This window comes from Mycobacterium colombiense (genome assembly GCF_003284935.1).
Taxonomy (GTDB): domain Bacteria; phylum Actinomycetota; class Actinomycetes; order Mycobacteriales; family Mycobacteriaceae; genus Mycobacterium; species Mycobacterium arosiense_A.
Genome location: NZ_QMEV01000028.1, coordinates 1 through 15,173 on the forward strand (window position 1 = coordinate 1; position 15,173 = coordinate 15,173).

Annotated in this window: 12 protein-coding genes; 5 read left to right on the forward strand and 7 right to left on the reverse strand. The window is 61.3% G+C overall.

Annotated features, from left to right (window positions below):
* Positions 1-219, reverse strand: a 219-nt coding sequence (locus DQP57_RS14365; RefSeq protein WP_165821810.1) for a sugar phosphate nucleotidyltransferase, incomplete at its 3' end; no start/stop codon positions are given.
* A gap of 211 nt (positions 220-430) precedes the next feature.
* Between DQP57_RS14365 and DQP57_RS14370 the strand changes: the two genes are divergently transcribed.
* From DQP57_RS14370 to DQP57_RS14390, 5 genes are all read left to right on the forward strand, one after another.
* Positions 431-1,321, forward strand: a complete 891-nt coding sequence (locus DQP57_RS14370) for a hypothetical protein (protein WP_112633582.1) — start codon at positions 431-433, stop codon at positions 1,319-1,321.
* Positions 1,322-1,651: 330 nt separating this feature from the next.
* Positions 1,652-2,674, forward strand: coding sequence for a GDP-mannose 4,6-dehydratase (gmd, locus tag DQP57_RS14375; RefSeq protein WP_044485268.1), 1,023 nt, complete (start codon positions 1,652-1,654; stop codon positions 2,672-2,674).
* Positions 2,675-2,681: 7 nt separating this feature from the next.
* Positions 2,682-3,644 (forward strand): GDP-L-fucose synthase family protein, encoded by a 963-nt coding sequence (locus DQP57_RS14380; RefSeq protein WP_112633583.1) that lies wholly within the window; start codon positions 2,682-2,684, stop codon positions 3,642-3,644.
* An 86-nt stretch (positions 3,645-3,730) separates the two neighbouring features.
* A complete protein-coding gene (locus tag DQP57_RS14385) occupies positions 3,731-4,408 on the forward strand; it encodes an FkbM family methyltransferase (RefSeq protein WP_112633584.1) in 678 nt (225 codons plus the stop codon).
* 95 nt (positions 4,409-4,503) lie between these two features.
* Positions 4,504-5,301, forward strand: coding sequence for a glycosyltransferase family 2 protein (locus tag DQP57_RS14390; protein WP_112633585.1), 798 nt, complete (start codon positions 4,504-4,506; stop codon positions 5,299-5,301).
* 42 nt (positions 5,302-5,343) lie between these two features.
* On the opposite strand, the gene DQP57_RS14395 is transcribed toward DQP57_RS14390, so the two are convergent.
* From DQP57_RS14395 to DQP57_RS14420, 6 genes are all read right to left on the reverse strand, one after another.
* Positions 5,344-6,102: an ABC transporter permease gene (locus DQP57_RS14395; protein WP_276310831.1), complete on the reverse strand. Its 759-nt coding sequence runs from the start codon at positions 6,100-6,102 to the stop codon at positions 5,344-5,346.
* 32 nt (positions 6,103-6,134) lie between these two features.
* On the reverse strand, positions 6,135-6,875 hold the full coding sequence (locus tag DQP57_RS14400) for an ABC transporter permease (RefSeq protein ID WP_112633587.1): 741 nt from the start codon (positions 6,873-6,875) through the stop codon (positions 6,135-6,137).
* On the reverse strand, positions 6,872-7,819 hold the full coding sequence (locus DQP57_RS14405) for an ATP-binding cassette domain-containing protein (protein ID WP_112633588.1): 948 nt from the start codon (positions 7,817-7,819) through the stop codon (positions 6,872-6,874). Before DQP57_RS14405 ends, DQP57_RS14400 begins: the two co-directional genes overlap by 4 nt.
* A gap of 172 nt (positions 7,820-7,991) precedes the next feature.
* Positions 7,992-10,907: an RND family transporter gene (locus DQP57_RS14410; protein WP_112633589.1), complete on the reverse strand. Its 2,916-nt coding sequence runs from the start codon at positions 10,905-10,907 to the stop codon at positions 7,992-7,994.
* 88 nt (positions 10,908-10,995) lie between these two features.
* Positions 10,996-13,887: an RND family transporter gene (locus DQP57_RS14415; RefSeq protein ID WP_112633590.1), complete on the reverse strand. Its 2,892-nt coding sequence runs from the start codon at positions 13,885-13,887 to the stop codon at positions 10,996-10,998.
* Positions 13,884-14,303, reverse strand: coding sequence for an MmpS family protein (locus DQP57_RS14420; RefSeq protein WP_112633596.1), 420 nt, complete (start codon positions 14,301-14,303; stop codon positions 13,884-13,886). Before DQP57_RS14420 ends, DQP57_RS14415 begins: the two co-directional genes overlap by 4 nt.
* Between the last annotated feature and the right edge of the window lie 870 nt (positions 14,304-15,173).

Here is a 15,173-nt window from a genome sequence, read left to right on the forward strand (position 1 = left end):
GTCTGACATGTGGAGGAAATAATTGGCGAAATATTCCTTGATCACGTACCCCTTGTAACCGCAACACACCACAAAATCGTGGATACCGTGGTGGGAGTAGAGCTTCATGATGTGCCACAGGATTGGTCGTCCGCCGATCTCCACCATGGGTTTGGGGCGGATCGTGGTTTCTTCGCTCAGGCGAGTACCAAACCCGCCGGCCAACAATACGGCTTTCATCGGTATCCCTTTCGACAGCTCCGTCGGCTACTTCCGGATCTAACGCGCCGCACCAGGCCCACTGTGCCACGAGACATCTGACTGATTACCTAGATCCAGTGTGCGGGCGCGGCGCGCCCCCTTGGGCCGACGCTTTGCTAAGAATAAAGTTGCTGACCGAGAGATCGCGGATCGGTCCGCGACGGGTGTGGACAGCGGGAATAGGACTCACGTGGAACTCAATCTCAATCCGCTGGCCCTCCTCGCGCAAGCCCTGACGGGGGGCGAAGCTAGGCAGCGCACTCTGGTTGGCCGCGGGCTCGCGTGGCAGGTACGTGAACGGGAAGTCGTCAACGGCCTAGCCGACGTGGAATTCTCGGTGTTCAGTCAATTCGGCGACGACGGCATCATTCAGTGGCTCATCCATCGGCTTTCGGGATTGAGCGAGACCTTCGTAGAATTCGGCGTCGGGGACTACCGAGAGTCCAACACCCGGTTCCTGCTGCTGAACGACAACTGGCGCGGACTGGTGATGGATAGCTCCGATCGAAACGTCGCCGTCATCAAGCGCGACGAGATTTCGTGGCGTCATGATCTCCAGAGCGCGTGCGCCTTCGTGACGGTAGAAAATATCAACCAGTTGATGCTGGATCATGGGTTCGAAGGGGAGATCGGACTTCTTCATATCGACATTGACGGCAACGACTACTGGATCTGGCGTGGCCTCACCGCCGTACGACCCGCGATCGCGATCATGGAGTACAACAGCGTGTTCGGCGCCGAACGCGCGATCACGATCCCCTACGACCCGAATTTCAGTAGAGCGCGCATCAACAATCTGTACTTCGGCGCCTCGCTGCCGGCGATGTGCGACCTCGCTACTTCCAAGGGATATGACTTTGTCGGTAGCAACAGTGCAGGGAACAACGCTTATTTTGTTCGCTCCGACCTGCAGCACGGACTTAAGGTCCTGACCGCTGCGGAGGGCTACGTGACATCCAAGTTCGCCGAGTCCAGGGACAGCAAGGGCCGGCTGACTTATCTGCGCGGCGAGCGGCGACTGGCTTCCCTAAAGGGATTGCCCGTGGTCAATACCCGGACGGGCGCCGAAGAGGAGCTCTGAGTGTTGATCGACCCCTCGCCGTGTTACAACTGCACGCGTCGCCGTCGCTTCATAGTAGATGCTGAACGCACGCACATATTGAGCGACAGGCTCAGTGACTGTGCTGGGCGATTACGACCCAGAAGGTTCTACCTGCGCAACCGGTAAACAGCCTGGAACAGAAGCGTGAAGGGAGCCTATGCGACGGAGGCAGGGACGTGACTCACCTAAGAGAATCGTGCATTCAAGCTGGGGCTCGTACCATGACCTCTTGACGTAGCAGGGACGACTTCGATGATGGGATGCCAGACGTTTGGGTGACGAGCATGCACCGACAGAAGTAAGGACCTTATGAAGCGAGCGCTCATAACCGGAATCACCGGACAGGACGGCTCGTATCTTGCCGAGCTGCTGCTAGGTAAGGGATACGAGGTCCACGGGCTCATCCGTCGAGCTTCGACGTTCAATACCTCCCGGATCGATCATCTCTACATCGATCCACATGAATCGGGTGCGCGACTGCTTTTGCACTACGGCGACCTCACCGACGGCACCCGATTGGTCACTTTGCTCAGCACCATCGATCCCGACGAGGTTTACAACCTTGCTGCGCAGTCGCACGTGCGTGTCAGCTTTGACGAACCGGTGCACACCGGCGATACCACGGGCATGGGATCGATCCGACTGCTCGAGGCCGTTCGCCTCTCTCGAATCGACTGCCGCTTTTACCAGGCATCCTCGTCGGAGATGTTCGGTGCGTCGCCACCGCCGCAGAACGAGCAGACACCATTTTATCCGCGCTCACCATACGGCGCGGCAAAAGTCTTCTCTTACTGGGCGACACGCAACTACCGAGAAGCGTACGGTTTGTTCGCGGTGAACGGCATCTTGTTCAACCACGAATCGCCCAGGCGCGGCGAAACATTCGTGACCCGAAAGATCACGCGAGCAGTTGCGCGCATCAAAGCCGGCGACCAGTCTGATGTCTATCTAGGCAACCTCGATGCCGTTCGTGACTGGGGGTACGCGCCAGAATATGTCGAGGGTATGTGGCGGATGCTGCAGGCTCCTGAGCCCGATGACTTCGTCCTGGCGACAGGTCGTGGTTACAGCGTGCGCGAGTTTGCCCAGACCGCATTCGACCATGCCGGCCTCGACTGGCAAAAGTATGTGAAATTTGACGACCGCTATCTGCGTCCCACCGAAGTCGATTCACTGATCGGCGATGCCACCAAAGCCGCCCAGTCGCTCGGATGGAAGGCTTCCGTGCACAGTGGCGAATTGGCGCGGATCATGGTCGAGGCGGACATCGCCGCTTTGGAATGCGACGGAAAGCCATGGATCGACAAGCCGGTCCTCGCCGGCTGGAAATGACCCGAGTATGAACTCTGCAGTCGGCGTCCTTGACCGCACTTCGCCGGTATACATCGCAGGGCACCGCGGTTTGGTCGGCTCCGCCCTGGTGCGCAGGTTTCAGTCCGAAGGGTTCACGAATCTTCTTGTGCGGTCGCACAGCGAGCTCGACTTGATGGACCGGGCCGCAACATTTGACTTCGTTCTCGAGTCAAGACCGCAGATCGTCATCGATGCCGCGGCCAAGGTCGGTGGCATCATGGCCAATGACACCTATCCCGCCGATTTCCTGTCCGAAAACCTGCAGATCCAGGTCAACCTGCTCGATGCCGCGGTGGCGGCGAGGGTGCCACGGCTGCTGTTCCTCGGGTCCTCCTGCATCTACCCGAAATTCGCTCCTCAGCCGATCCAGGAGAGCGCGCTGCTCACCGGCCCGCTGGAGCCGACAAACGACGCCTATGCGATTGCAAAGATCGCGGGAATCCTTCAGGTGCAAGCGGTTCGGCGTCAATATGGCTTGTCGTGGATTTCGGCGATGCCAACCAATCTCTACGGACCCGACGACAATTTTTCTCCTTCGGGTTCGCACCTGCTGCCGGCGCTCATCCGCAGATACGAGGAGGCGAAGGCAAGCGGAGCCCCAAGCGTGACGAACTGGGGCACCGGCACCCCACAGCGAGAGTTGTTGCATGTCGATGACTTAGCCAACGCGTGCCTGTACCTTCTCGAACATTTTGACGGCCCAGATCAGGTCAACGTGGGCACCGGTGTCGATCACAGCATCAGCGAGATTGCCGAGATGGTTGCCACCGCGGTTGGCTATGCGGGCGAAACGCGCTGGGACCAAACGAAACCGGACGGAACGCCGCGCAAGCTGCTGGACGTCTCAGCGTTACGAGGCCTGGGATGGCAGCCCAAAATCTCCCTACGCGACGGTATTGAGGCAACGGTGGCGTGGTACCGTGCGAACGCAGCTGCGGCCCGGCAATAGAGCAGCGCGCGTACTAGACGCGTATCTGGACGTCGGTTTCCCCGAAGGGGCATTCTCTTCGGCCATTCGCATGTTAGTGTTATGCGATGCAATTGCTGGATCAGGTTCGTTTGATCGCGCGAGCCGCGCCTTCCGAATTGTTGCGCTACTTCTTCGAGCGCAATTGGAAACGCAAGTTCGTCAAACAACTCGAATCACTTAATGTGAATGTAGTTTTCGACATAGGCTCAAACACGGGACAATACGCTGCCGGCCTCCGCAAAGCGGGCTACCAGGGTCGCATGATCTCGTTCGAACCCCTCTCACAGCCATTTGCGACGTTGGAAAGAAGGGCGTCAAAGGATCCACTTTGGGGTTGCCGGAGGCACGCGCTGGGGGACGCCCACGGCACGGTGTCGGTGAATATCGCAGGCAATGCTGCTCAGAGTAGTTCCGTGTTGCCGATGCTGAAAAGCCATCAAGATGCCTTTCCGCCAGCGAATTACGTTGGCGTCGAAGACGTCGCCGTGTATCGGCTTGACTCTGTGGCGTCAGAAATTTTTGCGGCCAACCGATGTGACTTTCCTGAGATCGACGTCCAAGGTTTCGAGAAGCAAGTGCTCGCCGGTAGTGAAACGACGCTCGCCAACAGTTGTGTGGGCATGCAACTCGAACTTTCTTTTCTGCCCTTGTATGAAGGTAACCGGATTACTACCGTGTTTATCGATCCGGGGGACGGCCGGACGCTGCAGGCAGACGGTGTATTCTTGCGTGAGAAGGATTGACTTGACAATGCATTTGTTCTGTCGCCTGAATCGAATCCAGATAAAGTGCCTATGGCTCCGACCGACAGCCAATTCGAAAGCCGTGAAGTAGCGTCATGAGTGCACCAACGTTTTCGATCATCGTCCCCACGTTCAACTCGGCCGCGACTCTACAGGCGTGCATCGAAAGCATTGCCCGCCAGACGTACACCGACTACGAACTGGTACTCGTAGACGGCGCTTCGACAGATGGAACCCTCGACATCGCGAATGGTTTTGGCGCTGACCTTGGTGAACGCCTGGTCATCTACAGCGGCCCAGACCAAGGCCCCTACGACGCCATGAATCGTGGCGTCGGAATGGCCACCGGGGAATGGGTGCTCTTCCTGGGATCTGACGACACTCTGCTTGAGCCGGCCACCCTGGAGCGCGTGGCCGCCTTCATCGGCAGCCATGAGTCCAGCGACCTGGTCTATGGCGATGTCGTCATGAGCTCAACGGGGGCCCGCCATGCCGGCGCCTTCGATCTCGATCGTCTGCTGTTTGAGACGAACCTGTGCCATCAATCAATCTTTTACCGCCGCAAGCTCTTTGATGGCATCGGTCCCTATAACTTGCGCTATCCGATCTGGGCTGATTGGGATTTCAACATCCGCTGCTTCTCCAACCCGGCCCTGGTGACCCGATACATGGACCTCGTCATCGCGGAATACAACGACATGACCGGGCTCAGTATGCGACAGAGCACCGACAGGGAATTCAGAAAGCGGCTGCCGATGTACTTCTGGGTGGCCGCATGGGAGACTTGCGGCCGGATGCTGGCGTTCTTCCGAAAAAAAGAGAATCGTCGACTGGCGTTGCGCGCCTTGCTGATCAGATCCAGAGCCGCATCGAAGGCGCGGGCACAGCAGTAGCGCCCGCCCGTTCGTCGGGCGGCGATCGTGTGTCCCGGACGTTTAAGCGCTGGCTTCGGCGGCCAGCCGATAGCCGCGCACGGCTACCGGGATGGACAGTGCGAGCAGCACGACCGCCCAGGCCGCGGTTATGGTCAGCGGTTGCGCCAGCGGACCGCCGTGGGCCAGCGACCGCATCGCCTCGATAGGCGGCGATATCGGCTGCATGCGGATCAACGGTCGAACCCATTCGGGAAACTGCCCGATCGGCGTAGCACCCGGATTGACGAACGCCATCGAAAACGTGAGGGCCACCAGCCAATTCATCGCGACTCGGCCCTTGCCGCGGATTGCCAGCGTCATCACCAGTGCGGTGAACCCGGTCACCACGATCGACGGAATCAGGAGGTACAGCAATATTGTGGGCCAGCCGTGGATGAAGCGCAGCCCCATCGCCACCCCGATCGCGGTGATCAAGGTCGTGCCGAACAGAGCGCGCACAAACTCGGCGGTTAACCACCCGGTGAGCGCGCTCGCCCGGTGTATCGGCAGGGTCCACATCCGGCTGAGGACGCGCGACTGACGGTCCATCATGATGCCGACAGAACCGCCAAGGGAACCGAACAGCGCGGATATCACCGCGCACATGGGCACGATGCCGTAAACACTTTCGACGCCTGTGGCCCTGTGCACCTGCTCACCCAGCACGACCTGGTAGCAGAACAAGAGGAAGACCGGCAGCAGCAGCGACCCCATCAGCACCGCGAAGTCACGTCGCCAACGGATGAGTAGGCGCCCGGCTTGCACCCAGCTCTCGGTCAACAGGGAATTTTGCGTCTTGAGTCGGTGGGTCACTAGCCGCGCCTCTGCATCCGCAACGAGATCCCACCGAACACCACCACCATGCCCAGAGCCCAGGCCAGGGTGGTCGCGAGGTTGGCGCGCAACAGATGCCCGGTGGCCAGGCCGCGCAGTGTTTCGGCGAACTGCGAGAAAGGCTGGTTACGGACGTACGGGCGCAACCAGGTGGGAAACGTCTTCTCTGGGGCGATTCCGGTGGACAGCATGAACAACAGGAGCTGAGGCACAAACAGAAGGTGGCTGGCCCCTTGGACAGTTTTTGCGCTAGATCCCAGTGCGTCGGAGCCAAGCGTCACCGCCAGGCACAGCAGCAGCGCGACAGCCACGAAAGCGATGGCGTTGCCGGGGCCACCGGTCATCCGAAAACCAAAGGCAAAACCGGCGATCATCGCCACTATCAGGGACAGGACACCCCGCAGCAGGGTGGCAGCCGTTCGGGCCGTCACGGTGGCCGCGGCCGGAACCGGAAGTGTCCGGATCCGCTCGCCGAACCCGAAAATATGGTCGCGGACCGCGCGATCCGCAGTGAGCATGCCGACGAAGGTCATCGACTGCACCACCACGGCGGGCAGCAGATACTGCGAATAACTGACGGGCCCCGTATCGATCAGCCCGTGTAGCGCGACGCTGAAGCCGGCTAGATACACGGCCGGTGCGAAGACCTCGAAAATCATCTCGCCATCGCGTGCCGCCGACATCAGCGAACGTTCGGTGAGGGCGGTCAGGGCGCTCATGACCGGGCGGTGGTCCGCTCGGTGATGTGCAAGAAAGCTTCATCGAGCGACGGCTTGCGCAGCGAGATGTCGGCGAGTTCCAGCCCCAGCGCGTCGACCCGGCGAAACACCTCGACCAGGGTGGCCACCCCATCGGGGGCGAACACCGACACCGAACCCGTGTCGCTGTCGATATCGACCCCCGCCAGCCCGGTTAGCGCCGACGCGACCCGAGTCAGCTCCGCGGGGTTGGCGGGCGTCACCTGGCAGTAGCTGGTGCCCACCGCGCGCTTGAGCTCCTCGGCGGTGCCGCTGGCGATCACCTGCCCATGATCGATGACCACGATCGAGTCGCTGAGCACGTCGGCCTCTTCCAGGTACTGCGTGGTCAGCAGCACGGTGATGCCCTGCACGGCCAGCGAGCTCACCAGGGCCCATACGTCGCGTCGGCTGCGCGGGTCGAGCCCGGTGGTCGGCTCGTCGAGAAAGAGCACCTGGGGCGGCACCACCAGGGCGCTGGCCAAATCCACGCGCCGGAACATGCCTCCCGAGTAGGTCGACAGCCGGCGGTCGGCGGCAGCAACGAGATCGAACTGTTCGAGCAGTTCATCGGCCCGGGCCTTGGCCCGCTTGCGGTTCAAGCCGCGCAGCCTGCCGAACAACACCAGGTTCTCCCGGCCCGTCAGCATGGGATCCATTCCGGTGAACTGCCCGGCCATTCCGATGCTGGCGCGTACCTCCGACGGCTGGCGGATGATGTCATACCCGGCGACGCTGGCGCGGCCCGAGCTGGGGCGGATCAGCGTGGAAAGGATATTGATCGTGGTGGTCTTGCCGGCACCGTTATGGCCGAGCACCCCGCACACCGTCCCGGCCGGAACGGAGAAGTCGATGCCGTTCAGCGCGACCGTGTTGCGCCCGAATGTCTTTGTGAGGCCTACAACCTCAATAGCAAGTGGACTCACGATAGGAGTATTTCACGGTGCGTAACGGCGTGCTGACGGTATCGACAGATAACGATGTGGGGGAGGGGACGGGCTCGAAGCAAAGTCATTGGCGTCCAATCTTTCTCGCCGCGCAATTGCGCGGAGGGCATCGACCGCCTCGCTATCCGGGCAACGAAACGACAAGGAGCACCTAGACGGTCGGCCTGGCGATCGGGATCTCGGCCGTGCGAGCGTCCGCGTCGTCGTCGTGGTGGAGCAGGGTGCGCACCGCAGGACGGGTGCCCACGGAACGGAGCAACAGGCTGGCCGGCCGCGGCCGGACCAATTGCGGCCACCAGAACCAGCGCCCGAGCAGTGCCGCGATGGTAGGCGTCATGAACGACCGCACGATCAAGGTGTCGAACATCAGGCCCAGGCCGATGGTGGTACCCACCTGACCGATGATGCGCAAGTCGCTGACCACCATCGAAGCCATGGTGAACGCGAACACCAGACCCGCGTTCGTCACGACCTTGCCGGTACCGCCCATCGCGCGAATGATGCCCGTATTGATGCCGCCGGCAAGCTCCTCCTTCATGCGGGACACCAGGAGCAGGTTGTAGTCCGACCCGACCGCGAGCAACACGATGACCGACATGGGCAGCACCATCCAGTACAGCTTGATGCCGAAGATGTACTGCCAGATCAGCACCGACAGCCCGAACGATGCACCCAGTGAGAGCGTCACCGTGCCCACGATGACCAGGGCTGCCACGAAACTTCGAGTGAGGATGAGCATGATGATGAAGATCAGACAGAGCGCACCGATGCCCGCGATAAAGAGGTCGTAGGTAGACCCGTCCCGGAAGTCCTTGAACGTCGACGCGGTGCCCGCGATGTAGATCTTGGCGTTTTCCAGCGGGGTGTTCTTGAGCGCTTCCTCTGCGGCCAGCCTGATCTTGTCGATGCGGTTCACGCTTTCAGAGGTGGCCGGATCGCCTCGGTGCGAAATGATGAAGCGGGCGGTCTTTCCGTCCGGCGACAGGAATTGGGTCATCGCGCGCTTGAAGTCCGCATTCTCGAAGATCTCGGGCGGCAGGTAAAACGAATCGTCGTTCTTCGAATCGTCGAACGCTTGCCCCATGGCGACGGCGTCCTTGCCGTTGCTGTCCATCTGGCCGAGGATGCCGGACATGGTGCTGTGGTTCGTCAGCATCATGTTGCGCATGTCCTCGGACATCGCGATCATCGGCGGATACTGCTCGAGCAGCTGGGGCATCAGCCTGTCCATGTGGTCGAGGTCTTGCAGCAGGCCCACCATCTTGTCGCTGAGCGTGTCGACGCCGTCGAGAATCTCGAAGATCTGCCGCAGCGACCAGCAGATCGGGATGTCGTAGCAGTGCTTCTCCCAGTAGAAATAGCTACGCAGCGGCCGGAAGAAATCCTCGAAGTCCGACATCTTGTCGCGAAGCTCCCAAAGAATGGCGGCCATTTCTTTGGTCTTCTCGATCGATGAGTGCGTGATGGCGGTCATGCGCTTCTGCAATGCGTAGATGCGCTTCATGATCTCGATCTGCTTGGCCATCATGTCCGCCTGGACGAGCATGTCGTCCATGCGCGCCCGCATGTACTTGATGTCTTCACCCATCGTCGCCTGCTGCATGCTGAGCAGGAACGGGATCGAGGTGTGCTGGATCGGCGTTCCCTCGGGCCGGGTTATGCCCTGCACGCGAGAAATCCCGTGAACGGCGAAGATTGCCTTCGCAAGTCGGTGCAGCAATAGGAAGTCTGCCGAGTTCCGCATGTCGTGATCGGATTCGATCATCAAAATTTCGGGCATCATGCGCGACTGATTGAAGTGACGGTCGGCGGCCGCGTAACCGACGTTGGCGGGAACGTTGTCGGGCATGTAGAGCCGGTTGTTGTAGCTGGTCTGGTAGCCGGGCAACGTCACCAGGCCCACCAGGGCCACCGCGATCGTCGCGCACAGGATTGGCGCGGGCCAGCGGACGATCGCCGTGCCGATCCGCCGCCACCGGCCGAACCCGATGGTGCGCTTCGGATCGAACAACCCGAACCTACTGCCGACCGTCAGCACCGCAGGCACCAGCGTCAGAGCGATCAGCACCGAAATCAGCATGCCCACCGAGCAGGGCAGGCCCATGGTCTGGAAGATGGGCATGCGGGTGAAGCTCAGGCACAGCATGGCCCCGGCGATCGTCAGACCGGAACCCAAGACGACGGGGGCGACGCTGCGATAGGTGGTGAAATACGCCGTCTGCCGGTCTTCGCCCGCCTGGCGCGCCTCTTGGTAGCGGCCGAAGAAGAAGATCGCGTAGTCCGTGCCGGCGGCCATGGCCAGGGCCACCAGCAGGTTGACGGCAAACGTGGAGAGCGCCATCCAGTTGTTATTGGCGATGAAGGCGATGACACCCCGGGCGGCGAAGACCTCGACCCCGACGGTGAGCAACAGCAGAATGACGATCGTGATCGAGCGGTACACCATGAGCAGCACGATGAAGATGATCAAGGCGCCGATCATGGTCATCTTCAGGATCGATCGGTCACCGGCGAGCTGCATATCGGAGAACAGGGCCGAGGGACCGGTGACATAAGCTTTGACCCCGGGGGGCGGTGGGGTGCGCGCGATGACGTCGCGGATGGCGGCGACGGATTCCTGGCCCAGGGTGGTGCCCTGGTTGCCCGCCAGATTCAACTGCACATAGACGGCCTTGCCGTCCGGGCTCTGGGCGCCCGCCGCGGTGAGGCGATCGCCCCAGAGGTCCTGCACATGCTCGATATGCTTTGTGTCGCTTTTTAATTCGCTGACCAGTTTGTTGTAGTAGGCGTGCGCCTGGTCGCCAAGCGGCTGCTGGCCCTCCAGGACCAGCATCGCGAAGCTGTCCGAGTCGGATTCTTTGAAGTCCCGGCCCATGCGCTGCATGGCCTGCACCGCCGGCGCGTCCTGGGGGGCGAGCGGAACCGAATGCTGTTGGCCCACAATCTCGAGCCGAGGCACGCCGAACGTCACCAGCAGGGTCAGCGCCACCCACCCGATGATGATGAACACCGCGAGGTGGCGGATGGACCGCGCGAAGCGCGAAGGCCGGGGTAGTTGCGTGGTCATAACGCCCTCGGCAGGCGAATGACGCTATTGCCCTGTGTCACAGTGTTCCCCACGTTGCTGTTCCCATCCTGAAGTGGAAAGCCGCCACCTATTGCGGCTGCTTCAGGAGCAGTGAACGCACCAACGGACGGGAGCCGGTGGGTCGCAGCATGGTGCTGGCCGGGCGGGGGCGGACCAGCTGTGGCCACCAGAACCAGCGTCCCAGCAGCGCGGCGACGGACGGCGTCATGAACGCCCGCACGATCAGCGTGTCGAAGAGCAGGCCCAGCCCGATCGTCGTGCCCACCTGGCCGATGCTGCGCAGATCGCTGACCACCATCGAGGCCATGGTGAACGCGAACACCAGGCCGGCGTTGGTCACGACCTTTCCGGTGCCGCCCATCGCGCGGATGATGCCCGTGTGGATGCCGGCAGCCAGTTCCTCCTTCATGCGGGAGACCAATAGCAGGTTGTAGTCAGAGCCCACCGCCAATAGCACGATCACGGAGGTGGACAGCACAGTCCAGTGCAGCTGCATGTGCAGCAAGTACTGCCATACCAGTACCGACAACCCGAAGGACGCGCCGAGCGAAAGCAGCACCGTGCCGACGATCACCATGGCGGCGATGAAGCTTCGGGTCATGATCAGCATGATGATGAAAATCAGGCAGAGCGCGCTTACGCCGGCGATCAAGAGGTCGAACTTGGATCCGTCCACCAGATCTTTGGTAATCGCCGCCGTACCGGTCAGATAGATCTTGGCGTTCTCCAGGGGAGTGCCCTTGAGCGATTCCTCGGCCGCCGTCTTGATCTGTTCGACCCGCGAGAGGCCCTCGGGTGTCGCCGGGTCACCCCGCTGCGAGATGAGCAGGCGGACGTCCTTGCCGTCCGGCGACATGAACACCTTCTCGATCCGCTTGAAGGACTCGGAGCCGTTGATGATGCCGGGCGGCAGGTAGAAGGAATCGTCGTTCTTGGAGGCGTCAAACGCCTGCCCCATGACGCTGGGATCCTTTGCGCTGGAATCCATTTGGCCCATGACGCCGGACATGGTGCTGTGCATGGTCAGCATCATGGTGCGCATGCTCGACATGGTTTCGATCATCGGCGGAATCTGCATAACCAACTGCGGCAGCAGCGCATCCAGCTCGTCGAGGTTCTTCACCAGGTCGCCCAGCTTGTCGCTGATCTCGTCGACGCCGTCGATCGCGTCGAAGATCGATCGCAGGGAGAAGCAGATCGGGATGTCGTAGCAGTGCTTTTCCCAGTAGAAGTAGCTGCGAAGCGGACGCCAGAAGTCCTCGAAATCCGAAACGCGATCGCGCAAATCCGAAGTGATGTCCTGCATTTCATGCGTCGTCTTGACCATGTGGTGCGTGGTGGCGACCAGTTCACGCATCAGGTCCAGCATGTGCTGCATGATGCCGATCATCTTCCCCAGCTCATTGGCCTGGGTGAGCATGTCGTCCATGCGGTCTTTTTGGAACGCCATATTCTGCATCTGACTCGCCTGACCCATGCTGATGATCCAGGGAATCGTGGTGTGCTGCAACGGCGTTCCCTCGGGGCGGGTCACGGTCTGCACCGTCGCAATTCCGGGGACGGCCAGCACGCCCTTGGCGAGTTTGTTGATGACCAACATGTCCGTCGGATTGCGCAAATCGTGATCGGTCTCGACCAACAGGATTTCGGGCATCGACATGCGCTGACCGGGGAAGTGGCGGGCTGCGGCCGCATATCCCACGTTCGCGGGAATGCTGGCGGGAATGAATTTCTGGTCGTCGTAGCTGGGCTTGTAGTTCGGGAGGGTCAGCAGGCCGATCAGCGAGACGGCCAACGAGGCGATGAGGATGGGTGCCGGCCACCGCACGATGGCCGTACCGATCCGTCGCCACCTACGGGCCGAGAGCGCCCGCCGTGGCTCGAACAGGCCGAACCGCGCCCCCGCGGCAATAAGAGCGGGCCCCAGGGTTATCGCGACGAGGACCGCGATGGAGATACCGACGGCACAGGGGATTCCCAGCGGTTGGAAATAGGGCAGTCGGGTGAAGCTGAGGCAAAGCACCGCGCCGGCGATGGTCAAACCGGAGGCCAACACGACCTTGGCGACACCGGCGAACGTCGTATAGAAAGCCTCTTCTCGGCTTTCGCCCGCCTGCCGCGCCTCTTGATATCGGCCGACGAAGAAAATGCCATAGTCCGTGCCCGTTGCGATAACGGCGGCGACCAACAGGTTCACGGCAAAAGTCGTCAGGCCGACCAATCCGAGGTGCCCAAGCAGCGCGACCATTCCACGCGCAATCTGCAATTCCAGGCCGACGATCAGCAACAAAAGAATGACCGTGACGATTGATCGATAGACGAGCAACAGGGTCAAGAAGATCACCGCAAGGCTGGCCAGCGTAACCAGCATGACGGTCTTTTGACCCGCGATATTCATGTCCGCGACGATGGGCGCGGGCCCGGTCACGTAGACCTTCAAGCCTGGTGGGGGCGAAGCGTCCTGCACGATCTTTCGAATGACCGCCACGGATTCGTCACCCGCGGCCGCACCCTGGTTACCGTTCAGGTTCACCTGGACATATGCGGCCTTACCGTCCTGGCTCTGGGCGGCACCGCGGGTCAGCGGATCGCCCCAGAAGTTCTGCACGTGCTGCACGTGCTTGGTATCGGCTTCCAGAAGCTTGACCAGGCGGTCGTAATACTTGTGCGCGTCGTCGCCGAGTTGCTGCTGACCCTCGAGCAGGATCATCGCCAACGCGCCGGAGTTAGTCTCCTTGAAGTCCTGGCCTAGGCGCTCCATGGCCTTGAAAGACGGTGCGCCCAACGGGCTCAGCGAGACCGCGTTCTCGGCCTCGACCTGCTCCAGCGATGGCACGCTGATGCTGATGAGGACGGCGATCGCCAACCAGCCCAAGATGATCGGAACCGACAGGCGATGGATGAGCCGCGCGATCCGTGGACGCGCGGCTGGCTGGGTCTCCACTGGGGGCGCGCTCATGTGGCCGTCAACACGCAGTAGGTGAAGGCATTCAATTCGTGCGAGATCCTCTCGGCCTTGACGACACCGTCGACCACGATGCGGCAGCCGAGACTATCGCTATTGCCCTGGGCGACCACATTGCCCACGATCGACGGCAGCGTCGTCGAGATGTCGAACGTCCACGGCAACGGTATGCCGTTGATGTGGTTCGGCTCGCCGTTGGCGTCGAAGTAGCTGATGTCGGCCATCGAGCCAGCGGGTCCGAAAACCTCGTACTTCACGTGCTTGGGATTGAACGGCTTGGTGTCCTGCTGCCTGGATTCGGCGTACGTCGGGCGCTTCTCGGAGCCGAAAACCCCATGCAGCCGCGAGACGGTCATGCCTCCGGCGACGACGACGGCCACGATGACCAGCGGGATCCACAGCCGGCCCAGGAAACCGAAAAGCCCGGGGCCCTTTTTGGTGTTCGGACGGGTCTTGGAAGCGCCGCTATGCCCCTCGGGTTCTTTTGACGATCGACGACCAAAGCCCAGGAAACCGCGTTGGCTAATGTCTCGTCCTTCCGCGGTGGTGTTGTCGGGCCGGGCCCGTACCTCCGATTCGACCATTGGACCCCCTCTAGCCGCGCCGTCGCGCCCGCGCGGTGTTCGCCCCCGACCATGCAACTACCCACCGGCCGCAATAGCGCCGGGCGACGGCGCTCCGAAAGCCAGAACCGCCGCCGACCAGTCGTTTCTCTGTCACCTCTTGGCAGGCCCCGCCCCGGGGAGCGCGACCAAGTCTTGATGAGTAAACCACGGCAGTCGCTTCCGTATCAGTGCTTTGCCAACGCGATGCGGGATCGTAATTGCGTGTCGCGTGCGTAACGACATTCGCTGATCACCAATCCGCCCGAGGACTCCGCTACGTCGCACCGCCACCTAAGCACAACACACCGTACGTGTCACGGGCACAGATGGTTCAAGGTTCCCCTGGTTCAAGATCTCTCACGGAGCTGGGCCCGCCCGCCTCGTGGTGATTTTCCGGGCCACCGCCGCTTCGGCTAAGGTGTGTGGCGACGAGCACAAAAACTTCATCGGCCTCAAGGACCCGCCTGCCCCAATAGCGAAATCTCGCAATCAACGCCATTGATGCAGGTCATTGCAGCGAAATCCGGGGCATCGGGGCCCCGCCGCACATCAACACTCGATGGCGTGCAACGCCTCCTAGGCGACACCAGGAACTTTGTCCAAACCACGGACGAGCGCTCTAGGGCTCAACTATGGTTTGGACCTGTTCCACTCATGTCCACTATGCATCCTGGA